Here is a 24,695-nt window from a genome sequence, read left to right as displayed (position 1 = left end):
AGTGCAGCCCCGCCCGACTCACCCCACCCTTCGACAAGCTCAGGGACCGGAATATGTTCACGAACCAGAAGGTCACTGGTCCCCGAGAGCCACCACCACCGGTCTCCGAGAGCCATCATCATCGGTCTCCGAGAGCCATCATCATCGGTCACTGAGCCTGTCGAAGTGCAGCCCCGCCCGACTCACCCCACCCTTCGACAAGCTCAGGGACCGGAATATGTCCACGAACCAGAAGGTCACTGGTCCCCGAGAGCCACCACCACCGGTCACTGAGCCTGTCGAAGTGCAGCCCCACCCGACTCACCCCACCCTTCGACAAGCTCAGGGACCGGAACACGCTCACGGACCGAAGGGTCCCCGGTCCCCGAGCCACCACCACCGGTCTCCGAGAGCCATCATCATCGGTCACTGAGCCTGTCGAAGTGCATCCCCACCCGACGCCCTTCGACAAACTCAGAGACCGGAAGGTTCCCCGGTCCCTGAGCTTGTCGAAGGGGCGTCCCGGTGCCGCCGGCCACTGATCCACCCGATCGGGAGCGACAGCAGCAGGAGGTAGAGCGCCTGGGCACCGAGCCCCGGCACCGTCGCGGCCAGGATCCCGGCGAGCAGCATCAGGCCGATCGGGAACCACACGAGCGGCCACGGTCGGCGCGCCGCGGCCGCCGCTTCCTCGCTGAGCAGCCCGTCCCGCTCGACGACCACCTGCTGGAGTCGCACCGCGACCATCGACACGAGCATCGTCGCGATATAGAGCGTGGGGGCGCCGCGGTCGTCACCCGTCCCGTCGAACAGGAGCACCGTCGGCAGCGGCAGGAACACGATCCCGGCGAGCCAGAGGAAGTTCAAGGTCACGAGCCGCGTCGAGTACTTGGCGGTGCGCTCGAACAGGCGGTGGTGGTCGCGCCAGAAGTTGGCGATGACGACGAAGCTCAGCGCGGCCGCGGCGAGGCCGGTCCAGTTGTGGCCGAAGAACGCGACCACGGAGCCGTCGTCGTGTTCCTGGGCGAGGTCGACGAGCGGGAGGATGATGAGCGTGATCGCGATCGCGACGACGGCGTCGCTGAAGTTGACGACGCGGTCGAGCCCTCGCTCCGTCGTCGGACCGGGTCGACGGCGGCCCGTCGGACGCCCATCCTCGCCGGCCATCGTCAGCTCACGTCGGCGTCGTCGGTCGCGGTCCCCTGCACCATGGCGACCCAGCGGGCCAGGAAGGCCGCACCCGCCTCGTCGTGGATGAGCGTCGGGTGGGTCAGCACCGGGTACGGCTTCTCGGGGACGCCGTCGGCGGGGCGGACGTCGACGTGCGCGACCTCGTACCCGTGCTCGAACAACCAGTCGGCCATCGCGTAGTCGCTCCGGGAGTCGCCGACCGTGCGCCAGGCGAGCGGGAGCGCACCGCCGTCGGCCTCGAGGAGTTCGAGCGCGCGCTCGGCGCCGAGGTCCTTGCCGAGCCGGACCGACTCGATGTCGGTGGAGATGATCGTCGGATCGATGCGGTACTGCACGAGGCCGGCGTCGTCCGGGTAGCGGCCGGGGGCGTGCTCGACCCCGAACCCGCGACGGGCGAGTTCGGCTCTGGCGTCGTCGTCGAAGTGCTTCCGCACGACCGCGTAGTCCGCTGCCGGCACCTCGACGTGCTGCTCGACCGAGACCATCGCGCGCTTGGTGTGGTCGAAGAACACCGTCTCGGCGTACCGTTCGTCGACGAGGCGCTCGATGGCATCGCCGTAGCCCTCCGGCATCGCGACGTCCTGATCGAGACTCAGCTCGTCGACCCCGGCAGCCGAGAACCCGAACCACACGGCGCCCTTCTCGCAGATGCCGTAGAGCCGGACGTCGTCCGCGAGCCCGGCGGCCAGGAGCGGTGGGACGACCACCTCGCGAAGGAACGCGTCGCTCCGCCCGGTGTTGAAGGCGATCGGGACCCCGGCGTTCGCGAGCGTCGCGAGGTCCTGCGCGATGCTCGGGAGGTTGATCGTCCGGGTGATCGGACTGGCGATGGGGCCGTCGACGTCGAGCAGGAGACCGAGGATGGGGCGGGACGCGTTCACAGGTTCAGCCTAACGAGCACCCGGCGTGGATAGACTCACTCCACCATCACCGGTGTTCGAAGGAGATCACTCGTGTTCATCAGCCCGCATCCCGACGTCGAGATCCCCGACCTGAGCGTCTACGACACCCTGTTCGGCGGCATCGCCCCGAGCGACCTCGACCGCATCGCCCTCCGCGACGGCACGACCGGCGCCGAGACGAGTTATCGACAGCTCATCGGCCAGATCAACGCCCTGGCCGGTGCCCTCGCAGCAGCAGGCATCGGGGTCGGCGACGTCGTCGCCCTCCACGCGCCGAACGTCCCCGCCTTCGCGACCGTGTTCCACGGCATCCTGCGCGCGGGTGCGACGGCGACGACGGTGAACGGCCTCTACAACGCCGAGGAGATCGAGGCGCAGCTGCGCGACGCCGGCGCGACGATGCTGTTCACCGTCTCCCCGCTGCTCCCCCAGGCCTGGGCTGCGGCGAGCGCCTGCGGCATCCCCTCCGACCGCGTCGTCGTCCTCGACGGCGCGGAGGGGCACGCGTCGCTGAGCGACCTCCTCCTGCGCCGCCTCCCCGCGCCGGACGTCTCGTTCGATCCGGCAACGCACGTGGCGGTGCTGCCCTACTCCTCCGGCACGACGGGTCGGCCGAAGGGCGTGATGCTCTCGCACCGGAACCTCGTCGCCAACGTGCAGCAGTCGATCCCGCAGCTCGGCATGGTCGCCGACGACCGGATCCTCGCGGTCCTGCCGTTCTTCCACATCTACGGCATGACGGTGCTGCTCAACCTCGCCCTGTCGCGGCGCGCCTCGCTCGTGACCATGCCGCGGTTCGACCTGGCGGAGTTCCTCCGGATCATCCAGGACTTCCGCTGCAGCTACGTGTTCATCGCCCCGCCGATCGCGGTGGCGCTCGCGAAGCACCCGCTCGTCGACGAGTTCGACCTCTCGAGCGTCCACACGATCTTCTCAGGTGCCGCGCCCCTGGACGCGACGCTCGGGCGTGCGGTCGAGGAGCGCCTCGGCTGTCGGATGCGGCAGGGCTACGGCATGACGGAACTCAGCCCGGTCAGCCACGCGATCGCGTTCCAGGCAGAGGGGGCGTCCCTCGACAGCGTCGGCACGACGCTCCCGAACATGCAGTGCCGAATCGTCGATCCCGAGACCGGCGCCGAGGTGGACTATCCGGCCGAGGGCTCGGACGAAGAGAGCGCGGCGGGCGAGCTGCTCTGCGCCGGCCCGAACGTCATGCTCGGGTACCTCGGCAACGAGGAGGCCACCCGCGAGACCCTCGAGGCCGACGGCTTCCTCCACACCGGCGACATCGCGACCGTCCGCGGTGACGGCACCGTGCGCATCATCGAGCGGTTGAAGGAGCTCATCAAGTACCACGGCTACCAGGTGGCCCCGGCGGAGCTCGAGGCGCTACTGCTCGGCCACCCGGCGATCGCCGACGCGGCCGTCATCGGGGTGCTCGATGATGAGGGCCAGGAGGTGCCGAAGGCGTTCGTGGTCCTGCAAGCGGGCCAGGACGTCACCGCCGAGGCGCTCATGGCGTGGGTCACCGAGCGGGTCGCCCCGCACAAGAAGATCCGGCGCGTGGCGTTCGTCGACGCCATCCCGAAGTCGGCATCGGGGAAGATCCTCCGGAAGGACCTCCGGGCCGCGGAGGCACTTCGACAGGCTCAGTGACCGACTGCCGCTCAGTGACCGACGGCGGCGACCATCCGGTCGAAGGCCGCGTCGAGCTCCGGCTCGGCCGGCTGCCAGTGCGGGTTCGCGTCGTGGAACGCGACCATCTCCGCCGCGCCGTCCCAGAACGGGATGGTGGGCCGGAACTCCGGGACGAGACTGCGGATGCGGGTGTTGTCGAAGACCATCGGGAACGCCTTGTCGCCGAGGAGCGTCGGCCCGAGCGGTGGGTGGACCTCCGCGATGACGTCGGACGGCACGTGCACGATGTCGGCCTCCACGCCGGCCGCCTCCGCGATCCACCGGGTGATGTCGTTCCAGCTCGGTGCGTGGTCGCCCGTGATGTGGAAGGCCTCCCCGAGCACGTCGCGACGACCCAGCAGGCCGACGAACCCGACCGCGAAGTCCTCGGTGTGGGTGATGGTCCAGCGGGTCGTCCCATCGCCGTGCACGACCACCGGCTTGCCCGCGCGCATGCGGTCGAGGTCGGTGCGTCGGCCCATCGTCGGGATGAGCGTCCGGTCGTAGGTGTGCGACGGGCGCACGATCGTGGCCGGGAACCCCTGCTCGCGGTAGGCGTGGACGAGGACGTCCTCGCAGGAGATCTTGTCGCGCGCGTACTGGGAGAACGGGTTCCGGAGCGGCGTCGACTCGACGACGGGCAGGCGCTGCGGCGGCTTCTGGTACGCCGAGGCGGAACTGATGAACACGTACTGGCCGATCCGCCCGGCGAAGCGGTCGATGTCCGCCTGCACCTGCGGTGGCGTGAACGCGGTGAACTGCGCCACGACGTCGAACTCACGCGAGCCGAGCGTCTCGGTCACCGCATCGGTGTCGCGCACGTCCGCGCGGAGGAGCTCGACCTCCTCGGGGAGGGGACGGACGTGGGACAGGCCGCGGTTCAGGACGGTGACGTCATGGCCCAGCGACACCGCTCTGGCGACCGACGCCGAGGAGATGATGCCGCTGCCGCCGATGAACAGGATGCGCTTCGTCGTCATTGGTCCATCCTCGTGCACCAGAGACCGACTCGCCCAGGCCTGGACAGGATCGGGAGGTCCCTTCTGGCACTTCGACAAGCTCAGTGACCGGGAGAGGTCTACCCGGACTGGGTCAGCGCTCGCGCTTGACGAACGCCATGGCACCGACGACGAGGGCGAGCAGCACCCCGGAGATGAGTCCCCACACGACCGGCGCCTCGGGTCCGAGGATCAGGAGCATCAGCAGCGCGGCGAGCGCGAGGATCCCGGCGACGACGAGCGCCGTCGTCCATTCGTTCCATCGCATCCCACCAGCCTAGGCTCCCGTCACCACGACCCGGTGACGCGGGAGCCGCTGCGGTGAACCGGCGGGCCCGCTCAGCGGTGCTCGGCGAGCAGCTCCTCGGTCCGTTCCCAGAGCCCGCGGGCGAGGGCGACGTCGTCGGCGAGCTTGTTCGTGCGTGCGGGCTTCCGCTTCACGAAGTAGCCGCCCGAGGTCCAGTCGAGTCCCGGCTGACTCTCGGCGAGCCAGAAGAGCGTGTCGGCGCCCTCCTCGGGGGTGTTCAGCAGGCGACGCCCGAGCGGGTTCGCATAGAGGAACCGCATCGCGCCGTCGGGCGAGCTGGAGAAGTTCGTCGAGATGACCCCCGGGTGGAACGCCGCCGCGGACAGTCCACGCGGACCGTACCGACGGTCGAGTTCCTTCGTGAAGAGGATCTGCGCCAGCTTCGCGTTGCCGTAGGCGCGCGTGGGCGAGTAAGACCGTTCGGCGTCGAGGTCGTCGAGGTCGAGCTTCCCGAACAGGCGGTTGGCGACACTCGAGGTGTTGATCACCGTCGCTTCGGACTCGACGAGGCGGTCGAGCAGGAGATGGGTGAGGAGCGCGGGTGCCAGGTAGTTGATCTGGAACGTCTGCTCATGGCCGTCCGTCGTGACCTGGCGGTCGGCACCGAAGATGCCGCCGGCGTTGTTGGCGAGGACGTCAATCCGCGGGTACTGCTCGAGGAGCTGTTCGGCGAGGAGCCGCACCTGCGCCAGTTCGGCGAAGTCGGAGATGAACGAGGCGGCCCCGATCCGCTGCGCGACGGCCGCGGTCTTCTCCGGTGACCGCCCGACCACCACGACCTGCTCGCCCGCGTCCGTCAACGCCTTCGCGGCCGCAGCACCGATGCCGTCGCTCGCGCCGGTGAGGACGATCACCCGGTCGCTCACGCGGACGACTTCCGGGGGCGGGGCTCGCTGACGTTGGTCGGGCGCGCCCGCTCAGCGATGTCGGGGACCTCACGGCCGATCGCGAGGTCGCCGGTCTTGTTGGCGTCCTGCATCATCGACTCGAGCCAGCTGCGGTTGAGCTCCGGACGCTCCTCCTGGTCGAACTCGAACTGCAACGAGATCGACGGGTGCACCCAGATCGTCACGCGTCCGCCACCGGTCTCGAGCGAGCGCGGCCAGGAGATCGTGAAGGACTCGTTGCGCCGCAGCTTCATGACCGCGATCGACTTCACGTGCGCGAGCATCCGGTCGTCGAGTTCGAGTTCTCGCGATGAACTCCCGTAGATCAGCTTTCCCACCAGATGTCTCCTCTTGTGCCGGTCGTCCTCGCGCACCCGGGAATCAGGGCGACGCGACGCCCGAGCACACCGGGCGTTGCCCCCATCGTAGGCGACCGAGGGATCGCCGTCGTGCCGGTTGACGGGCGGGCGGCGGCCCAGTTCAGGGGGCCGCGGTGTTGTCCCCCACGGCCTCGCGAATACGTCAACTTCCGCGGAAAATCAAGGGATTTCGGCGCTGTTTCGTGAACCTGGCAAAGCCCTGGGCGGCGGCGGAATCGACCAAACCGCGGTTCACGCCGCCCCCGAACGGCGTGCATGACCGTGAAGCCCGAATCTTCCGTCGTGCACCCGAGCCAGCCGTCCGTCCCCGAACGATCCATCGCTCCGGGAACGCGTCCCCACCGTGCACGCCAGCCGTTGCGTCTCCCCAAGCTCGTCTCCCAGCTGGTCACCTTCGGCCTCGTCGGTGGCACCGCGTTCGTCGTCGACGTCGGTGTGTACAACCTCCTCCGGTTCACCGTGCTCGACGACAAGCCGATCGGCGCGAAGGTGATCTCCGTCGCCGTCGCCACGATCGTCGCGTGGCTCGGCAACCGGGCGCTGACGTTCCGGACCGAGCACCGCCGCGCGGTGTGGAAGGAGGGCGCGCTCTTCGCGCTCATGAACGTCGTCGGCCTCGGGATCGCCGCCGGGTGTCTCTTCGTCTCGCACTACGTCCTCGGCTACACCACGCCGCTCGCAGACAACATCGCGGGCAACGGCGTCGGTCTCGTCCTCGGCATGGTGTTCCGATTCCTCGCCTACCGGTTCGTCGTCTTCCGGCCCGCCGAGTCGGCGACCGATCGCCGTCGGAGCACGACGACGCAGGATGCGCCCGTCTCGAGCCCGGCCGCACCGGCACCCGCCGCCGCACCGCGCACCACGACCCGCCATCGATCCGCACCGACCCACGCACTGCCGACCTCTGGAGGCCTGTCCTGATGGCACCCGCACTCGCACCGCTGCTCGGAGCGCTCGCGCTCATCCCATCCCGCCCGTTCGCCGCCGCGGACGAGCCCAGCCCCCTGCTGACCCCGCAGCCCGCGGCACCCACGGAACCGCTGCCGAACCGCGGCACCCTGGTGGACCCGGCGTCGGCGGCCGACCCCGGCTCCTGGAGCATCGGCGAATGGCTCGGCTACGGCACCATGCTGCTGTTCGCCGCCGCGCTGACGATCATCGCCGTCACCACGCTCTACTGGATGCTCCACGCCTGGCGGTCGACCGGCCACCTGAAGAACACCGGGTTCGCCGCGGTCCCGCTGCCGGCGAAGCACTCCTTCACCCTGCTCGTCCCCGGTCGGCACGAGGAGGAGGTCATGGGTCAGACCCTCGACCGCCTCGCCGAACAGGACCACCCCGACTTCGAGATCATCGCGATCGTGGGCCACGACGACCCGGGGACCGAGCGCGTCGTCCGCGAGGCCGCCGCACGGCACCCTGATCTGATCAAGGTCGTCGTCGATGACAGCGTGCCGAAGAACAAGCCGAAGGCCCTCAACCGGGCGCTGCAGATCGCCCGCGGCGACGTCGTGGGCGTGTTCGACGCCGAGGACGAGGTGCATCCGCGCCTGCTCACGCTCGTCGACTCCCGCTTCACCGAGAGCGGCGCCGACGTCGTCCAGGGCGGCGTGCAGCTCATGAACTTCCAGTCGAGCTGGTGGTCGCTCCGGAATGTGCTCGAGTACTACTTCTGGTTCCGGTCGCGCCTGCACTTCCACGCGAACTCCCGCTTCATCCCGCTCGGCGGCAACACGGTGTTCGTGAAGAAGACCTGGCTCGACTGGTCGGAAGGCTGGGACGACGGCTGCCTCGCCGAGGACTGCGAGCTCGGCGTCCGACTCTCGAGCGCCGGCGCGACGGTCGTCGTGGCCTACAGCCCGGAGGTCGTCACCCGCGAGGAGACGCCAGGCACCCTGCAGTCGCTCTACAAGCAGCGCACGCGCTGGAACCAGGGGTTCCTGCAGGTCCTGAAGAAGGGCGAGTGGCGCAAGCTGCCGACGTTCCGTCAGCGCATGTTCGCCCGTTACCTGCTGTCGATGCCGTTCCTCCAGGCGGCGACCGGCCTCCTCATCCCCGTCTCGGTCCTGCTGGTGCTGTTCGCGAAGGTCCCCGCGCCGATCGCGCTCCTCACCTTCATCCCGCTCGCGCCGACGATCGTCACCCTCGCGGTGGAGGCCTCCGGGCTCGGTGAGTTCGGCCGCCTCTACGGCCAGAAGGTCCGCCTCCGCGACTATGCCCGGCTGATCCTCGGCACCTTCCCGTACCAGATCTTCCTCGGCCTGGCCGCCGTCCGTTCCGTCTTCCGCGAGTGGAAGGGCGACCACTCCTGGGAGAAGACGGAGCACACCGGCGCCCACCGCAGCGAGGAGGTCGCCGAGGCCACCGAGGCCGCTCCCGTCTCCGTCGACCTGCCCGACCGCGCACCCGAGCTCGTCCTCCAGAACGGAGCAACCCGATGACCGGCATCCTCGAACGACCGGCCGCCCCCGGCCGACCAGAGCTCCACCTGGAGAGCGACCGCCTCGGCTGGCTCGCCTCAGGGCCACCGACGAAGCGAGGCCCCGGCGTCGTGCGCCGCTGGCTCTCGCGTCATGGTCGCACCCTGGCCTTCCTCCTGCCCGTGCTCGCCATCGCCACCGTCGTGCAGGCCATGAACATGGGCGGATCCCCGCAGCGCATCGACGACGAGGGCACCTACACCGCCCAGGCGTGGAGCGTGCTGAAGCTCGGCGAACTCGCCCACTACACATACTGGTACGACCACCCGCCGCTCGGTTGGCTGCAGATCGCGGCCTACACGGGGCTGACCGGTGCGTTCGACCGCTACGACATCGCCGTGGTCGCGGCACGTGAGGCCATGCTGGTCGCGACGCTCATCTCCGTCGTGCTCGTGTGGGTCCTCGCCCGCCGCCTGCACCTCAGCCGGGCCATGGCCGCCGTCGCCGCACTCGTGTTCGCGATCTCGCCGCTCGCGGTCCAGTTCCACCGCACCGTCTACCTCGACAACGTCGCGGTGCCCTGGCTCCTCGGTGCCTTCATCCTCGCGACGAGCCGCAAGCACCAGCTCGTCGGCTTCGCGGGTTCCGCCGCCGCGTTCGGCATCGCCGTGCTCAGCAAGGAGACCTTCCTGCTCGCCCTGCCCTTCCTCGCCTGGACCATGTGGCGCGCGGCTCGGAAGGAGACCCGCCGGTACACGCTGCCGGTCGCCGCGACGATCGTCGTCGTCATCGGCTTCACGTACGTGCTCTTCGCCGCCATCAAGGGCGAGCTCATCCCCGGCCCTGACCGGGTGAGCCTCCTCGGCGGCGTCTTCTTCCAGCTCGGATCCCGCGTCGCGAGCGGATCGCTGTTCGACCCGGAGAGCCTGTCGGCGAAGACCCTCGGCATGTGGTGGCAGTTGGACGCGGCACTCCTCGTCGCCGGAGCGGTGGCCGCCGTCGCCGGACTCTTCATCTCGCGGCTGCGTGTCATCGCCGCGATGACCGTCTTCCTCGGCCTGTTCATGCTGCGTCCGGGCGGCTACCTGCCGGTGCCGTACGTCATCATGCTGCTGCCGTTCATGACGATCCTCATCATGGGGGTGACCGGCGCAGCCATCCGCCGGTTCCGTCGCCGCTCGACCGTCGAGGCCGGTGCACCGCGCCGTCGTCTCCTCGGCGGACGCGCGGCCGGAGCCGTCTGGGTCGCCGCCGTGCTCGCAGCAGCCGTCGTCGCCGTCCCGAACACGGCGACCCAGCTCCGCGGCTTCCTCCTCGCCGACCTCGACAAGCCGGTCCGGCAGGCCCAGCAGTGGGTCCAGACCAATGTGCCGAAGGAGTCCCGCGTGATCGTCGACGACGCGATGTGGGTCGACCTCGTCGAGAGCGGCTTCGATCGCGACAACGTCATCTGGTACTACAAGATGGACACCGACTCGGCCGTCCAGGCCCAGTCCCCCAACGGTTGGCGCGACGCCGACTACATCGTCACGACCGACTCGATGCGGACCTTCCCGACCACGTTCCCCGAGGTGAAGGGTGCGATCGACAACTCCGAGCTCGTCGCGACCTTCGGCTCCGGGACGCAGGCCGTCGAGGTCCGCCGCATCGACGCCGACGGTCTGGACGCTGCGGCCGATCAGGCTGCCGGACGCACGGCGGCTCGGGCGGCGCTCGGCGCGCAGCTCCTGCTGAACCCCTCGCTCAGCGTCTCGGCGGAGGCCGCGCAGACCGTGAGCGATGGCCAGCTCGACTCCCGCGCCCTGCTGGCCCTCGGACAGGTGCTCGCCACGACGCCGGTCCGGCTCGAGAGCACCCCGGTGCTCGACGGTGAGACGGGCGACGTGCGCCGGACGATGGTGCTCCGCACCGGCACCGAGGCGGGCGACAGCCGTCTGGCCGACTCCATCCGCTCGATCCAGGGCGACTACGCAGCCGACCGCGTCGAGCAGACGGCGTCCGGCGTGCGGGTCACCTACTCGGTCGTCGAACCCGACGTCGTCCGCTGACCGGCCTCCCGAGCACCGGCTCGAGCCAAACGCCCGAACCATCCGAACCCTCGAACCACCCGAAGAACAGGAGTTCCACCATGCGAACCACCACCACGAGGCGACTCGCCCTCAGCGGCCTCGCCGCCGTCGCGACGGCAGCACTCATCGGCTTCGGCACCACCGCCGCGAGCGCCGCCACCACCGATGCCGCAGGCACCGGCTGGATCCGCGTCGGGCACCTCTCGGCCGACACCAAGACCGTCGACGTGAAGCTGTCGGCACTCTCCGGCGGCGCGACCGTGTTCGAACTCGACGACGTCGCCTACGGCCAGGTCTCCCCCTACACCGACCTCGCGGCCGGCACCTACGTGGTGTCGATGGTGCCCGCCGGGTCGCCCGACAGCACGAAGCCGGTCATCAGCACCAACGTGACCATCACGGCCGGGGAAGCGGCCACCGTCGCGGCCTACGGTCCCAACAAGGACCTGCAGACGAAGGTGTTCGAGGACGACCTCACCGGTCCGGCCGAGGGTGCGGCGCGCATCCGGCTGATCCAGGCGTCGACCGATGTGAAGAGCGTCGACGTCAGCACCTCGACCGGCATGCCGATCGCGAAGGGCGCCACCACCGGCACGGCGACCGACTACGCGAGCGTCCCCGCCGGCCCGTGGGATCTTGAGCTGACCGGCGGCAAGCAGGCGGCGGAAGCCTCCGTGAACCTCGCGCCCGGCACGGTGAGCACGCTCTTCGTGCTCGACAACGCCGCAGGTGGCGTCACCCTCATGCCCGTCCTCGACAGCTCAGCGGCCGGCGACGCTCCCGAAGGTCCGGTGGAGACCGGTGGCGGTGGACTCGCCAAGGAGTCGTCGACGCTCGGGTCCGTCCTCGACGACCTCGACGCGAAGCTCGCCCGGCTCGTGCGCGACCTCGGGACGGCGGTGAGCTGACCATGAGCGCCAAGAAGACGATCGGCATCGCCGCGACCGCGGTCGCCGCGGTCACCGCGACCGCCGTGATCGCCTCCCTGGCTACCGGGTTCCCGGCGAACCTCCTCCAGGGCCCGACCGCGGCGTCACCCGGCACCGCCGACACCGACGGTCAGCCTGGCCCGACCTCGACGGTCACGGACCGGACCACCACCGAGGCCGCAGACGCGTTCCTCGCCGACTGGGTCGACGACGGCCGCGTCGTGCGCCGGGACCAGGGTGACGACACGGTCAGCGAAGGGCAGGCCTACGGACTGCTCGTCGCGGCCGGGGTCGGGGACGAACAGTCCTTCACCGAGATCTGGGACTGGACCGAGCGGCACCTGCAGCGCCCCGACGGGCTGCTCGCCTGGCAGTGGCGCGATGGCGAGGTCGTCGACGACGAACCCGCCAGCGATGCGGACCTCGACGCCGCCCGCGCGCTCGTCATCGCCGGTACCCGCTTCGACGAGCCGCGGTTCACCGAGGCCGGCGTCACGCTTGCCGGTGTGATCGCGGACCGCATGACCGCCGAGACCGCCGCGGGCCGGATCCTGCTGCCCGGCGTCTGGGCCGCAGCGACCGAGCCGTACGCGTACAACCCGTCCTACGCCTCCCCCGTCGCCTTCTCGGTGCTGGGTGCGGCGACGGGTGACCCACGGTGGGCCGAACTGCAGGCGGGTTCCGCAGCGGTCACGACCACCCTGCTCGACGAGAGCCCGCTCCCGCCCGACTGGGCGCAGGTGCACGCCGACGGCACCGTCGACGCCATGCCCGGCGCGGCAGGGACCGGGCAGAGCGTCCGCTACGGCTACGACGCGGCCCGACTCCCGATCCGCTACGCCGAGTCCTGCGACACCGCCGACCGGGCGACGGCCGCCCGCCTCGCCTCGACCCTCGCGCGGTCGAAGGAGCTGCGGGCGGAGACCGACCTCGGCGGATCACCGCTGACATCGGACGTGCACCCGCTCGCCCTCCAGGCCCGAGCGGCCGCGCGTGCCGCCGTGGGCAACCTGCCGGAGTCGGCGGACGACCTCCGGGCCGCCGACGAACTCGCGCAGGAGGTGCCGAGCTACTTCGGCGCCGCCTGGGCAGCCCTCGCGCCCATGATGCTCACGACCGGTGAGCTGGACGGGTGCCCGCCGCTCACCGAAGGAGCCACCTCATGATCCGCGCCCACCGCCGAACGATCGGCACGCTCGCCGCGGCCGGAGCACTCCTCACGGCGCTCGCCCTCTCGGGCTGCGCCACGACGCACGCCGGGCAGACGCCGACCTCGCCGAACGCCGCCGACGGGCCCATCACCTCCTCGGAGGCGACCGACCGTGGCGCCGCCGGTGCGAAGCAGGACCCGGTCGCCCAGGCGCCGGCCGCCGATGTCAGCGCGCTGAGCGTGAGCCGGGTGCAGATCCCGTCGATCGGGGTCGACGCGGCGGTCGAACCGCTCGAGCGCGATGCGTCCGGTGTCCTCCTGCCGCCGGTCGAGTGGGAGGACGCCGGGTGGTACCGCGCCGGCGTCCTGCCCGGCCAGGTGGGGCCCGCGGTCATCGCCGGTCATCTCGACACGACCCTCCGCGAGGCGGTGTTCGTCCACCTCAAGCAGCTCGTGGCGGGCGACCAGGTGACCGTAACGATGTCCGACGGCTCGACCGCCACCTACGCGGTGGACCGCGCCATCGACGTCGAGAAGAAGACCTTCCCCACCGAGGAGGTCTACGGACCGACGCCCGACGCGCAGCTCCGGCTCATCACCTGCAACGGCCCCTTCGACGACGCCGCGAACACCTACGCGAACAACTACGTGGTCTTCGCCTCGCTCGTCGGCACGACCCCGTAGCGCCGCTCCCCACCCCTCGCTCCTGTCGAGGGGCCGCCCCGCTCCGAACCACTCCCAACGACCCGAAAGGAACCGACGTGAACCGCTCCCTCGTCGTCATCCCCACCTACAACGAACTCGACAACCTGCAGCCGATCGTGAACCGCACGCTCGCCGTCCCCGGGGTCGACATCCTCGTCGTGGACGACTCCTCCCCCGACGGCACCGGGTTCCTCGCCGAGCAGCTCGCCGCGCAGCACCCGCAGGTGCACGTGTTCCACCGGGCCGTGAAGGACGGGCTCGGCGGGGCGTACCTCGCGGGCTTCGCCTGGGCGCTCGCCCGCGGCTACGAGGTCATCGTCGAGATGGACGCGGACGGATCCCACCACCCCGAGGATCTGCCCCGCCTGATCGGACTCCTCGACGACCACGACCTCGCGCTCGGCTCGCGCTGGGTCCCGGGTGGCATCGTCGAGAACTGGCCCGCCCACCGGCTCGCGCTGAGTCGCGGCGGCAACCTCTACACGCGACTCGCCCTCGGGATCGGTGTCGCCGACGCGACCGGCGGGTTCCGCGCGTTCCGCAGCGAGGCGCTGCGTCGCATCGACCTCGCCGACGTCGCGTCGCAGGGGTACTGCTTCCAGGTCGACCTCCTCTGGCGGGCGCTGCAACGCGGGCTCCGGGTCGTGGAGACGCCCATCGTCTTCACCGAGCGGGTGTCGGGTGAGTCGAAGATGAGCGGCGGGATCGTCTCCGAGTCGCTCAAGAAGGTCACGATGTGGGGCGTGCGTCGCCGTCTGCAGGAGGTTCGCGCGCTGCTGCAGGGCCACCCACTGCCATCCGTGCGCGTGCTGTCCACCCGCTGAGACCAGGTGGCGCGGCCGGCGACGACCACGGGCCGACGAGGGCTGCACATCTTCCCAGGTCCTTCCGGTTCCGCCGCCCTCCCCGGAGTCGTAGCGTGAGGGCATGACCAATCGCACGCGCACCCCGCAGCACCCCATCGGTTCCGGCTTCGGCCACTCGAGCACCGCGGCGGAGGTGCTCGAGGGCATCGACCTCACCGGCAAGCTCGCCATCGTCACCGGCGGCTACTCCGGTATCGGCCGCGAGGCCGTCCGTGCCCTGGTCGGCGCGGGTTCCCAGGTCATCGTCCCCGCACGGCGCCCGGAGACCGCTCGCGAGGAGCTCGCCGGCATCGACGGTGTGGAGGTCGACGAACTCGACCTGGCCGACCTCGCGAGCGTCGAGGCGTTCGCCGACCGCTTCCTCGCCACGGGCCGGGGCATCGACCTCGTCATCACGAACGCCGGTGTCATGGCGGCTCCCGAGACGCGCGTCGGCCCCGGCTGGGAACTCCAGTTCGCGACGAACCACCTCGGCCACTTCGCCCTCGTCAACCGCCTCTGGCCCGCCATCGTCAAGGGCGGCTCCTCGCGGGTCGTCGCGTTGTCCTCCAGCGGCCACAAGCGCTCAGGGATCCGCTGGGACGACGTCCAGTTCGAGCACGGCTACGACAAGTGGGAGGCCTACGGGCAGGCGAAGACCGCCAACGCGCTCTTCGCCCTCCAGCTCGACACGCTCGGTGCCGAGGAGGGCGTCCGCGCGTTCTCCGTCCACCCCGGTGGCATCCTCACGCCGTTGCAGCGGCACCTGCCGCGCGAGGAGATGATGGCGCTCGGCTGGGTCGACGCCGAGGGCAACCTCCTCGTCTCGGGGTTCAAGTCGCCCGAGCAGGGTGCCGCCACCGAGGTCTGGGCCGCGACCTCGCCGTCGCTCGACGGCCTCGGCGGGGTGTTCTGCGAGGACTGCGACATCGCCGGCCCTGCCGAGACCGCGGTCTCCCCGGCCTCCGGTGTCGCCGACCACGCGACCGATCCGGAGGAGGCGGCCCGACTCTGGGCGCTCTCCGCCGAACTCACCGGGGTCGACGCCTTCGCTGCGCGCGACTGATCGGCCGGCGCCACCCCTTGCAGCCACCCGCCCACGGACCTACCGTGAGAGCGGATCAGCGCGACGATGCGCGAGACGGAGACCGCCCCAAGCGGATCTCGGAAGGAGCACCCCATGAGTGACCAGAACGCCGACATCAACAACCCGGGCCCACACGACGAGGCCGTCGACGACGCGGCGGCCGAGCGCGTGGCGTCCACGACGAACCCCGGCCCGCACGTCGCCGCCGACGACCCGGCGGCGAGCGGCGAGGCCGACATCACGAACCCCGGTTCGGAGACCGAACGCGACGCTGCGGCCGAGCGCGAGGCGGAGCGCGTCGCGAACATCACCAACCCCGGCCCGCACAGCTGACCGCGCGTCCCTTTCTCAGGAGTTCGCCGGCGCGTCGGTCCGTTTCCCGGGCGGCGCACCGGAGGACTCCTGAGAAAAGTCACCCAGCTCTCGTGGTCGGCGCGAGGCAAAGTGCGTCGCGAACATCACCAACCCCGGCCCGAGTTCCTGACCGCAACGTCCCTTTCTCAGGAGTTCGTCGGCGTGTCGGGCCGCCCGCCGGGCGGCGCACCGGAGGACTCCTGAGAAAGGTCACCCAGCTCTAGTGGTCGGCACGAGGCGGCCGCAGGCGCGTCTCCTCGATGTCGAGCATCGTCTGCGCCTCGGCGAGGATGCGCGACGGGTACGCACCGCGCGCCCGGGCGTCGAGGAGCCGCTCGCGCTCGGCCTGCACGACGGCGAGGCGCAGCTGCCTGTAGAGCCGGTGCGGCGTCTCGGCGTGCGTCTCACTGGGCGAGACCGACTCACGCGAGCGTTCCCAGGCGGCTTCCGCCCGCAGGAACGTCGACTGCCTGACGCGTTCGAGCAGATCGGGGTCGATCTCTTCCTCGATGCCGACCGCCGACGCCGGATCCTCCAGCACACTGATGCCCGCATAGCTGATCTCGTCGAGCAGGGTCGCGAGCTGTCGGCGGTCCTCGGACTCGTCGATCCCCTGCACTTTCAGCAACCGGATGAGCCACGGCAGCGTGCCGCCCTGGACGACGAGCGTCACCACGGCGACCGTGAAGGCGATGAGGACGAGCTGTTCGCGGTACGGGGTGCTCTGCGGCAGTGACTGTGCGGCGGCGAGCGTCACGACGCCGCGCATGCCAGACCAGCTGAGGATGACGCCACCCCGCCAGTCGATCTGCTCCAGCCGCAACTGCTCGAGGTCGGCGCGCTGCCGCTCGTAGGCGCGCTCCCGACGCCGCCGTCGATGCCATCGGCGGTTCTGTCTCGGGAACCGTTCCGAGTACCCCATCGACAGCCACCGTTGCAGGGTCTGCCGCTCAGCCCAGCGTTCTCGTGCACGGAGCCCGAGCACCAGCGGGCCCACCCACAGGAACCGCAGCGCGATGAGCGCGGCCGTCGCGACCAGACCGATCCCGATGGACTCCTCGACGGACAGGATCTCCGCGTCGACGGCGCCGATCAGCGTCCGGATCTCGAGTCCGATGAGGAGGAACACGGCGTTCTCGAGCAGGAACTGGATGGTCCGCCAGTTGATGCGGTCGCTGATCCGCGCCTGCGCCGAGAACGCGGCCGAGCTCGCGTGGCCCGTGTACAGGCCGGCGATGACGACGGCCAGCACGCCGGACCCACCGAGCGCCTCGGTCGGCATGAACGCCACGAAGGGGACGGCGATGGAGATCGCGGTGTCGAGGACGGAGTCGTTGAGCTTCGATCGCAGCCAGACGGTGACGTACCCGGCGATGAAACCGACGATGATCGCGAGCACGACCGCGTAGACGAAGTCACCGACCGTCGCCCACGGCGTGAGCATGCCGCCGGCCGCCGCAGCGCTCGCCGATCGGAGGAGCACGAGCGCGGTCGCGTCGTTCACGAGCCCCTCGCCCTCGAGCACCGTCAGGAGGCGGGGCGGGAGGCCGAGACGGCGCCCGATGGAGGTCGCCGCGACCGCGTCGGGCGGGCTGATGATCGCGCCGAGGGCGATGGCTGCGGCGAGGTTGAGGTCGGGTAGCAGGCTGAAGAGGAGGAAGCCTGCACCGAACGCGGTGACGATGACGAGCACGACCGACAGGCTCGTGATGGTCGCGAGGTTGCGGCGGAAGTCCATGATGGGAACGCTGATCGCGGCGGCGTACAGGATCGGCGGCAGGACGACGTCGAGCACGAGTTCCGGTTCGACCTCGATCTCCGGGACGCCCGGGAGGTAGGAGAGCCCGACACCGACGATCACGAGGATGATCGGCGCGGCGACGCCGAGCTTGCGGGAGAAGGCCGCGACGGCGACGATCACCGCGATGCCGACGACCGCATACACCCCGAGTTCCATAGCGATCAGGCTATCGGTCGCTCGGCCGGCCCCACCCCGACGGCTGTCGTGGGCGCCGGGAGACTATTCGAGCAGGCCCCGGATGTCCTCCGCGGTGAGCGCCTGACTGAACACCGCATCGTCGTCGAGGACCGCGGCGAAGAGCTCCGACTTCTTCGCCTGGAGCGCCATCACCTTCTCCTCGATCGTGTCGGCGGCGACCAGCCGGTAGACCATGACGTTCTCCGTCTGGCCGATGCGGTGCGTCCGGTCGATGGCCTGCGCCTCTGCGGCCGGGTTCCACCACGGGTCGAGCAGGAAGACGTAGTCCGCCTCGGTCAGGTTGAGGCCGAACCCGCCGGCCTTCAGGCTGATGAGGAAGACGGGGGCGTCACCGGTGCGGAAACGATCGATGACCTCACCCCGACGACGGGTGGATCCGTCGAGGTACTCGTACGCGATGCCCTGTTCCTCCAGCCGACGAGCGGCGGTGCCGAGGAAGCTCGTGAACTGGCTGAAGATGAGCGCCCGGTGGCCCTCGGCGACGACGTCGTCGAGCTGCTCGAGGAGTGCGTCGAGCTTGCTCGAGGGGATGCCCGCGTGCTCCTCGGCATCGATGAGACTCGCGTCGAGGCTGAGCATGCGGAGGAGCGTGAGCGAGCGGAACACGATGAACCGGTTGCGGTCGAGGTCGTCGACGAGTCCGAGGAGCTTCTGCCGTTCGCGCTGGAGGACGAGGTCGTAGAGCTTGCGGTGGGCCGGTGCGAGCTCGATACGCAGCACCTGCTCCTGCTTCGGCGGCAGTTCGGGCGCGACCATCTCCTTGGTGCGTCGCATGAGCAACGGTCGGATGCGTCGGCGCAGGGTCTGCAGCCGACTCGAGTCCAGGCCCTTGCCGATCGGCTTGACGTAGTGCTCGGTGAAGCGCGGTGCCGACGCGAACAGACCCGGTGCGACGATCGACAGCAGCGACCAGAGCTCCATGAGGGTGTTCTCGATGGGCGTGCCGGTGATCGCGAGCTTGAACGGTGCTCTGAGGTCGACCGCGCACTCGTGCAGCTTGGCGCGGTGGTTCTTCACGAACTGCGCCTCGTCGAGGATGAGCCCCGACCACTCGACCGCCTGGTACGCCGCTGCATCGAGCCGGAACAGCGCATAGCTCGTGACCACGATGTCGGCGCCCGCCGCGAGGTCCGCGATCGACGCGCTGCCCTTCGCCTGCGTGGCCGTGATGCTGCGGACGACGAGGCCGGGCACGAAGCGCGTGGCCTCGGCGACCCAGTTGGAGACGACCGACGTCGGGGCGACCACGAGGAACGGTGGTGCCGTGGTCCCGGTCGTCTCGCGCGCGTGGGCGACGAGGGCGAGGGTCTGCAGCGTCTTGCCGAGCCCCATGTCGTCGGCCAGGATGCCGCCGAGTCCGTGCTGCCAGAGGAACGCGAGCCAGCGGAAGCCCTCGACCTGGTAGGGCCGGAGGTCGGCGCGGAGTCCCGACGGCAAGGGGGTGTCGGGGACCGCTTCGATCGCGTTGAGTCCGGCTGCAGCCTCGCGCCAGGAGACGGCCTGCTCGGTCTCGTCGGCGAGGTCTTCGAAGTCGGCCCAGAGGCTCGCCTGATAGCGACTGATGCTCGGCTTCGTCTCCCACTCCTTGAGCGCGGCCGCCTCGGTGAGCAGTTCGCGCAGGCGGTCGAAGGCGGGGTGCTCGAGCGAGAGGTAGGTGTGGTCGACCATGAGCAGCTTCGTGCGCCCCTTCGAGAGGGCCTTGAAGAGGGGCTCGAAGGGGACGCTGTACTCGCCGATGTGGATGACGATCCCGAGGTCGAACCAGTCGCGCTGCTCCGTCTCCACCGTGGTGACCGAGATGTGAGGTGTGCCGGTGAGCTCCCGGTACTCAGGGCGGTCGCCGGACACCTCGACGAGGACGTCGTCGAGCGATTCGATGACGGGCAGGGTGCGCTCGGTGACGAGTGCCGCGTCGAACTCCGTCAGGACCTGCGGCCTGGGCGGCCAGACGCCCGGGGTCGTGAGCTCGTCGAACGAGCCGGCGGCGAGCGCGCGGCGTTCCGGTTCCGCTGCGGCGGCGATGGCGGCACCGACCCGGTCGAGGATGGCCCGTTCCGCGCGTTCGTCGCGGAGGACCTCCGCTGCGGCAGTGCCGGTGGCGGCGTCGGTCGGCGCGCCGTTCGGCACCGTGGACACGAGTGGTCGCCCTGCGGCGAGCGCCGGGGTGCCGCCACCGATCGGGACGCGCTGCGCCGGGGCGTACTGCCAGAACCAGGCGAGGCGAAGGGTCTGCTTCGGTTCGAACGAGGCCGCGAGCACGAGCACCGGTGGCACGATCTCGGGGAGGGCGACGGTGCCGTCCGTCGAACTCAGCGAGATGCTGCGGCGGAGTCGTGGGACGTAGTGCTCGAGGAACTCCGCCACCTCGGCTTCGGGGACCACGACGGGCTCGCCTGGCCCGAGGAGTCCGCGGGCCTCGTCCGTCAGCGGTTCGGCGAGCGGTGCGAGCACGATCGCCTGCTGGGGTTCGAGCGTGTAGTGGTAGAGCCCGTGGTCGCCGAGGGCTCCGCTCGTGGCGGCGTCGACGTCGGTGCCGTCGATCGTCACGACGGATCGGAGGACCACGCCCTCGTCGTCGTGCGCGGCGTCCAGCCGGATGGCGGCTGTGGTGCCGAGGGTGACCGTGCCCTTGCGCGTGCCGACGAGTTCGATCCCGAGTTGGGCCGCCTCCTCGAACAGATGCCAGAGGACGGGGCTGCCGAAGTCGTCGAGGACGAGCCAGTCCGAGTCGCCGGCGCCGGCGTAGGCACCGGCCGGCGGACGGGTGGCACGCAGGAGCGCCTGGAACTGCGTGAACCACTGCTGGTGCGCCGGATCGAGCGACAGCCGGTGGCCCTGGTGCGTGAACGAGGTCCACGAGATCGTCGACTTCACGAACCCGCCGCCGGCCTTCTTGACGACGGGTCGGACGGCGATCCGGCGGGGGTGCCGTGGCTCGGGCGGGCCGTCGGCCGTGCGGGAGGTCGGTCCGCGCCAGCGTTCGGCGGTGCGCGGGATGCTCTCGCGGACCTCGAACTGCAGGCCCATGGCCGTCGGTGCCGTGGCGCGACCGGCGTCGCCGGCGAGGGAGTCGAGTCGGTTCCGCCAGCTGGGCGGCGCCGGCGGTGTCTGCGGACTCGGGGTCCATCGCGCTGCTCGCCGTTCCGCCTCCGGACGCCAGGAGGCGGGGAGGTCGTCGAGCTCGTCGAGGGCGTACATCGGCTGGTGCTCGGCCGGTTCGTCGAGCGCGGGGTCGTTGATGGGTGCGGTCCAACGCCGGTCGGAACGCCAGGACGCCTCCTTCACCGACGGCGGCCGCTGTGGGGCCACCCACCGGTCGGAGCGACCTTCGGCCCGGAGGTGGGCCGCGTTGCTGTGCAGCAGGGTGGCGACGATGTGCTTGCAGTCGCCGCGCAGGGGGCACGAGCAGGCGCTTCCTTCGATCCGTGCGAACCCGCCGGTGTCGTCGCCGAGGTCGATGATGCAGGCGTACGGGACGTCGGTGGAGCCTTCGACGATCCCGTGGAGCCGACGCTTGTCGGGGTCCCAGTCGGCAGCGGTGACCCGACCGTCCCTCGCGTAGACCCGGCCGCGGTCGAACGCCACCCGCCCGACGAGCCGGACGAGGTCGGCCACGTCGACCAGTGGTGCGGGCTCGGGAGTCATCGCCCCATGGTCTCACGCACGACGGACACCCTTCCCTCCGGCCAGCGCGGTGCGCTGACGCGAGCGCGGGTCTCCGACGTGAGCGCGCCCCTCCGGAAGGGCGCGCTCACGCCTGTGGGTCGCGGTCGGTCCAGCGCCCCGCGCTGACCACAGCACCGACCGAGGCACGTCCGGCGGCTCGTAGAATGAAGCAATGACCTCTCTCCCCCACGACGAGCCTGCGAACCACGCTCCCGGCGACGACGCGGGCATCGATCCCACCGATCTCGAGGTCACGCTGCGCGTCCTCCAGACGATGGCGACGATGGACGAGGAGCACCCCGACTACCTCCAGGTGCGCCGCGCCACCGCCAAGATGTTCAAGGCGGTCAAGAAGGAGCGCCGACTCGACCGCCGGGCCCGGATCGCCGACGCCGACCGCGCCGTGATCGCCGCCACCGCGACGGGCGCCCCCGACCGCATCGACGACGAGACGCGAGGCATCCCGCTCGCCACCACCACGACGGCTCCGACCGCCGGCGAGCTGCTGGTGCCGCGCAACTGCTACATCTGCAAGCAGCCGTACACGACGGTCGACGCCTTCTATCATCAGCTCTGCCCGCAGTGCGCGGCGATGAGCCACGCGAAGCGCGACGCCCGCACCGACCTCACCGGCAAGCGCGCCCTCCTCACCGGCGGCCGCGCGAAGATCGGCATGTACATCGCGCTGCGACTCCTGCGCGACGGCGCCCACACGACCATCACGACGCGCTTCCCACGCGACGCCGTCCGCCGCTTCAGCGCGCTCCCCGACAGCGCCGACTGGCTGCACCGGCTTCGCGTCGTCGGCATCGACCTCCGCGACCCGGCCCAGGTCATCGCCCTCGCGGACTCCGTGGCCGAGCAGGGTCCGCTCGACATCCTCATCAACAACGCCGCGCAGACGGTCCGCCGCACGAAGGGCGCGTACCAGCCGCTCGTCGACGCGGAGCTCGCCCCGCTGCCCGACGGCCCGCTGCCCGAGCTCGTCACCTTCGGCCATACGAACGACGCACACCCGCTGTCGCTCGCGGCGTCGGTGTCCGCGCACCCGATCCTCGCCGCCGCGGCCGCCAAGGCCGATGCGCTCACCGAGGCGGCCATGACGGCCGGGTCGTCCTCGCTCGAACGCCTCGCCGCCGGGACCGCGATCGACGCCGGTGGCCTCGTGCCCGACGTCGACCACAGCAACAGCTGGGTGCAGAACGTCGACCAGGTCGAGCCCATCGAGATGCTCGAGGTCCAGCTGGCGAACGCGACCGCCCCGTTCATCCTCATCAGTCGGTTGCGTGCCTCGATGGCGGCATCCGACTTCCCGCGCACCTACGTGGTCAACGTCTCCGCGATGGAGGGCGTCTTCGGTCGCGGGTACAAGGGTCCAGGCCACCCGCACACGAACATGGCGAAGGCCGCGCTGAACATGCTCACCCGGACGAGCGCGCGGGAGATGTTCGAGACCGACGGCATCCTCATGACGAGCGTCGACACCGGCTGGATCACCGACGAGCGCCCACACCCGACCAAGGTGCGACTGGCGGAGGAGGGCTTCCACGCCCCGCTCGACCTCGTCGACGGTGCGGCGCGGGTGTACGACCCGATCGTCCGCGGCGAGGCCGGCGAGAACCTGTTCGGCGTCTTCCTCAAGGACTACCGCCCGAGCTCCTGGTGAGCTTCGACTCGCGGTCGTGGTCGAGGACCCGGCGATGATCGGTCCGGCGGCCGTCAGCTTCCTCCGGGACGCACCGCTCGGTGCGCGGGTCGTCGTGCGCTTCGCACTGCCCGAGGGCGCTGAGGCGGGTGCGACCGACGCCCTCGGCGAGCTCGTCGAGCGGTCGGCGACGGGCTGCACGGTCGAGACCAAGCGCGGGCCGGTCGTGATCGCCGACACCGACGTCATCGCGGCGAAGCCCGTCCCGCCGGCACCGGCACCACGGGAACGCCGCCGCTCGGCCTAGGCTGGGCCGATGAGCAGCGAAGTCACCCAGGACCCGTCGCCGACGCAGCATCGCGTCGAAGTGACACTCCGACGTCCCTGGTACGGCGCCTTCCAGCGTCCGACGGTGGTGTTCGACGGGCGCGGCCAGCCGGCGCAGTGGGGTACGGGGAGCTGGCAGGTCGGCGGGAAAGACGTCTCCTTCGAGGTCTTCCTCTTCAACCGGGTCTGGCGGTACGGCGCGGCCCGGACCACCTTGACCGCCGGCGTCGACACGTCGCTCGTCTACCGCGCTCCACTCCTGCCGTTCCTCCCCGGTCGGTTCACAGCGAGCTGAGCGGTGGCTCGGAAGCCCGTCGGCGGCCGCCCCTAGGCTGGCCGGATCACCCCTTCACGCACGGGCATCGGGAGAACACGGCATGGCGAAACGCACCGGAACGACGGCACCACGGCTCGACCCCGTCCGTCTCATCGGATTGACCGACGGCGACGAGGGCGCCCTCGACGCGCACGACAGCGTCGAAGGCCTGCGGTTCGCCGACCTCGACCTGTCGCACCGTGACCTCTCGGGCATCACGATCTCCGAGTCCTTGCTCGCGGGCATTCGAGCCGACCAGACCGACTTCCGGGCGGCGTCGTTCCTCGACTCCCGGCTCGAGCGGTGGGACGCGCCCATCCTCCTCGCCCCACGGAGTCGGCTGCGCGACGTCGAACTGGAGGGGTCACGGGTCGGTTCCGCCGACTGCTACGACGCGAACTGGCAGTCGGTGCGGGTGACCGGGTGCAAGCTCGGGTTCGTCAACCTGCGGGGTGCTGTGCTGCAGGACGTCCTGTTCGAGGACTGCACGATCGACGAACTCGACCTCGCCGATGCGACGGCCACCCGGGTGCGGTTCGTCGACTGCACCCTCAACAGTCTCGACGTCACGCGGGCGAGGCTCACCGACGTCGACCTCCGGACGCTCGAGCTCCGGCGCATCGCGGGCATCGAGCATCTGCGGGGCGCGACGATGACCCCGTTCCAGGTCGGCGAGCTCGCGGCGATGTTCGCCGAGCAGTTCGGCATCCGAGTCGAGGACTGACCTCCCGGGTTGCGCCAGCGCGGTGCGCTGACGTCACCGCGGGTCTGGCGCGTGAGCGCGGGTCTCCGGAGGCCCGCGCTCACGCGTGTGCCCGGCGCCCACGCCGGTTCCCCCGCGCTCGCGCCAGCGCACCGCGCT

At 70.5% G+C, this 24,695-nt stretch carries 22 protein-coding genes; 14 read left to right on the top strand and 8 right to left on the bottom strand.

The window, feature by feature from the left end; all coding sequences use genetic code 11:
* Nucleotides 1-453: 453 nt before the first annotated feature.
* Both IFT89_RS15360 and IFT89_RS15355 read right to left on the bottom strand, forming a co-directional pair.
* On the bottom strand, nucleotides 454-1,146 hold the full coding sequence (locus IFT89_RS15360) for a TMEM175 family protein (protein WP_202939391.1): 693 nt from the start codon (nucleotides 1,144-1,146) through the stop codon (nucleotides 454-456).
* Nucleotides 1,147-1,148: 2 nt separating this feature from the next.
* Nucleotides 1,149-2,051 (bottom strand): hypothetical protein, encoded by a 903-nt coding sequence (locus IFT89_RS15355; protein ID WP_202939390.1) that lies wholly within the window; start codon nucleotides 2,049-2,051, stop codon nucleotides 1,149-1,151.
* A gap of 72 nt (nucleotides 2,052-2,123) precedes the next feature.
* On the opposite strand from IFT89_RS15355, the gene IFT89_RS15350 reads away from it, so the two are divergent.
* Nucleotides 2,124-3,728: an AMP-binding protein gene (locus IFT89_RS15350; protein ID WP_202939389.1), complete on the top strand. Its 1,605-nt coding sequence runs from the start codon at nucleotides 2,124-2,126 to the stop codon at nucleotides 3,726-3,728.
* Nucleotides 3,729-3,739: 11 nt separating this feature from the next.
* Here IFT89_RS15350 and IFT89_RS15345 read toward each other — a convergent pair whose 3' ends face one another.
* The 4 genes from IFT89_RS15345 to IFT89_RS15330 form a co-directional block, all read right to left on the bottom strand.
* Nucleotides 3,740-4,729 carry an SDR family oxidoreductase gene (locus IFT89_RS15345; RefSeq protein ID WP_192018672.1) on the bottom strand — a complete coding sequence of 330 codons (990 nt, stop codon included), beginning with the start codon at nucleotides 4,727-4,729 and terminating at the stop codon, nucleotides 3,740-3,742.
* A gap of 112 nt (nucleotides 4,730-4,841) precedes the next feature.
* Complete coding sequence (locus tag IFT89_RS15340) at nucleotides 4,842-5,015, bottom strand: hypothetical protein (protein WP_202939388.1); 174 nt, start codon at nucleotides 5,013-5,015, stop codon at nucleotides 4,842-4,844.
* Between the two features lie 71 nt (nucleotides 5,016-5,086).
* The gene (locus IFT89_RS15335; RefSeq protein ID WP_191940583.1) at nucleotides 5,087-5,920 is read right to left on the bottom strand and encodes an SDR family NAD(P)-dependent oxidoreductase; all 834 of its coding nucleotides are present in this window, start codon (nucleotides 5,918-5,920) and stop codon (nucleotides 5,087-5,089) included.
* Nucleotides 5,917-6,279 (bottom strand): DUF7882 family protein, encoded by a 363-nt coding sequence (locus IFT89_RS15330; RefSeq protein WP_137242204.1) that lies wholly within the window; start codon nucleotides 6,277-6,279, stop codon nucleotides 5,917-5,919. The genes IFT89_RS15335 and IFT89_RS15330 overlap by 4 nt, the downstream gene beginning before the upstream one ends.
* Nucleotides 6,280-6,576: 297 nt before the next feature.
* On the opposite strand from IFT89_RS15330, the gene IFT89_RS15325 reads away from it, so the two are divergent.
* The 9 genes from IFT89_RS15325 (at nucleotide 6,577) to IFT89_RS15285 (ending at nucleotide 15,859) form a co-directional block, all read left to right on the top strand.
* Nucleotides 6,577-7,242 (top strand): GtrA family protein, encoded by a 666-nt coding sequence (locus tag IFT89_RS15325; protein ID WP_202939387.1) that lies wholly within the window; start codon nucleotides 6,577-6,579, stop codon nucleotides 7,240-7,242.
* The gene (locus IFT89_RS15320; protein ID WP_244650756.1) at nucleotides 7,242-8,762 is read left to right on the top strand and encodes a glycosyltransferase; all 1,521 of its coding nucleotides are present in this window, start codon (nucleotides 7,242-7,244) and stop codon (nucleotides 8,760-8,762) included. The genes IFT89_RS15325 and IFT89_RS15320 overlap by 1 nt, the downstream gene beginning before the upstream one ends.
* A complete protein-coding gene (locus IFT89_RS15315) occupies nucleotides 8,759-10,789 on the top strand; it encodes an ArnT family glycosyltransferase (RefSeq protein WP_202939386.1) in 2,031 nt (676 codons plus the stop codon). Before IFT89_RS15320 ends, IFT89_RS15315 begins: the two co-directional genes overlap by 4 nt.
* An 80-nt stretch (nucleotides 10,790-10,869) precedes the next feature.
* The gene (locus IFT89_RS15310) at nucleotides 10,870-11,718 is read left to right on the top strand and encodes a DUF4397 domain-containing protein (protein WP_202939385.1); all 849 of its coding nucleotides are present in this window, start codon (nucleotides 10,870-10,872) and stop codon (nucleotides 11,716-11,718) included.
* 2 nt (nucleotides 11,719-11,720) lie between these two features.
* Nucleotides 11,721-12,905, top strand: a complete 1,185-nt coding sequence (locus tag IFT89_RS15305) for a glycosyl hydrolase family 8 (protein ID WP_202939384.1) — start codon at nucleotides 11,721-11,723, stop codon at nucleotides 12,903-12,905.
* Nucleotides 12,902-13,573, top strand: coding sequence for a class F sortase (locus IFT89_RS15300; RefSeq protein WP_138946478.1), 672 nt, complete (start codon nucleotides 12,902-12,904; stop codon nucleotides 13,571-13,573). Before IFT89_RS15305 ends, IFT89_RS15300 begins: the two co-directional genes overlap by 4 nt.
* 77 nt (nucleotides 13,574-13,650) lie before the next feature.
* Nucleotides 13,651-14,418 (top strand): polyprenol monophosphomannose synthase, encoded by a 768-nt coding sequence (locus IFT89_RS15295; protein WP_202939383.1) that lies wholly within the window; start codon nucleotides 13,651-13,653, stop codon nucleotides 14,416-14,418.
* A gap of 103 nt (nucleotides 14,419-14,521) precedes the next feature.
* Nucleotides 14,522-15,505: an SDR family NAD(P)-dependent oxidoreductase gene (locus tag IFT89_RS15290; RefSeq protein WP_202939382.1), complete on the top strand. Its 984-nt coding sequence runs from the start codon at nucleotides 14,522-14,524 to the stop codon at nucleotides 15,503-15,505.
* Nucleotides 15,506-15,619: 114 nt separating this feature from the next.
* Nucleotides 15,620-15,859, top strand: a complete 240-nt coding sequence (locus tag IFT89_RS15285) for a hypothetical protein (RefSeq protein WP_202939381.1) — start codon at nucleotides 15,620-15,622, stop codon at nucleotides 15,857-15,859.
* A gap of 241 nt (nucleotides 15,860-16,100) precedes the next feature.
* Here IFT89_RS15285 and IFT89_RS15280 read toward each other — a convergent pair whose 3' ends face one another.
* Nucleotides 16,101-17,837 (bottom strand): cation:proton antiporter, encoded by a 1,737-nt coding sequence (locus IFT89_RS15280; RefSeq protein WP_079705195.1) that lies wholly within the window; start codon nucleotides 17,835-17,837, stop codon nucleotides 16,101-16,103.
* A gap of 63 nt (nucleotides 17,838-17,900) precedes the next feature.
* Nucleotides 17,901-21,524 carry a DEAD/DEAH box helicase gene (locus tag IFT89_RS15275; RefSeq protein ID WP_202939380.1) on the bottom strand — a complete coding sequence of 1,208 codons (3,624 nt, stop codon included), beginning with the start codon at nucleotides 21,522-21,524 and terminating at the stop codon, nucleotides 17,901-17,903.
* 193 nt (nucleotides 21,525-21,717) lie between these two features.
* Here IFT89_RS15275 and IFT89_RS15270 point away from each other — a divergent pair, with 193 nt between their 5' ends.
* The 4 genes from IFT89_RS15270 to IFT89_RS15255 all read left to right on the top strand — a co-directional run bounded on the left by IFT89_RS15270 (nucleotide 21,718) and on the right by IFT89_RS15255 (nucleotide 24,557).
* Nucleotides 21,718-23,211, top strand: a complete 1,494-nt coding sequence (locus tag IFT89_RS15270; protein WP_064294305.1) for an SDR family NAD(P)-dependent oxidoreductase — start codon at nucleotides 21,718-21,720, stop codon at nucleotides 23,209-23,211.
* A gap of 34 nt (nucleotides 23,212-23,245) precedes the next feature.
* On the top strand, nucleotides 23,246-23,497 hold the full coding sequence (locus IFT89_RS15265) for a putative acetyltransferase (protein WP_202939392.1): 252 nt from the start codon (nucleotides 23,246-23,248) through the stop codon (nucleotides 23,495-23,497).
* Between the two features lie 9 nt (nucleotides 23,498-23,506).
* Nucleotides 23,507-23,812: a hypothetical protein gene (locus tag IFT89_RS15260; protein ID WP_202939379.1), complete on the top strand. Its 306-nt coding sequence runs from the start codon at nucleotides 23,507-23,509 to the stop codon at nucleotides 23,810-23,812.
* 82 nt (nucleotides 23,813-23,894) lie between these two features.
* Entirely contained in the window at nucleotides 23,895-24,557 is a 663-nt protein-coding gene (locus IFT89_RS15255) for a pentapeptide repeat-containing protein (RefSeq protein WP_064294307.1), read from the top strand.
* The last annotated feature ends 138 nt before the right edge of the window (nucleotides 24,558-24,695 follow it).

Origin of the sequence: Plantibacter sp. CFBP 13570, assembly GCF_014841395.1 — a bacterium.
GTDB classification, from domain to species: Bacteria; Actinomycetota; Actinomycetes; order Actinomycetales; family Microbacteriaceae; genus Plantibacter; species Plantibacter auratus.
This window is presented reverse-complemented; position numbering and strand designations above follow the sequence as displayed.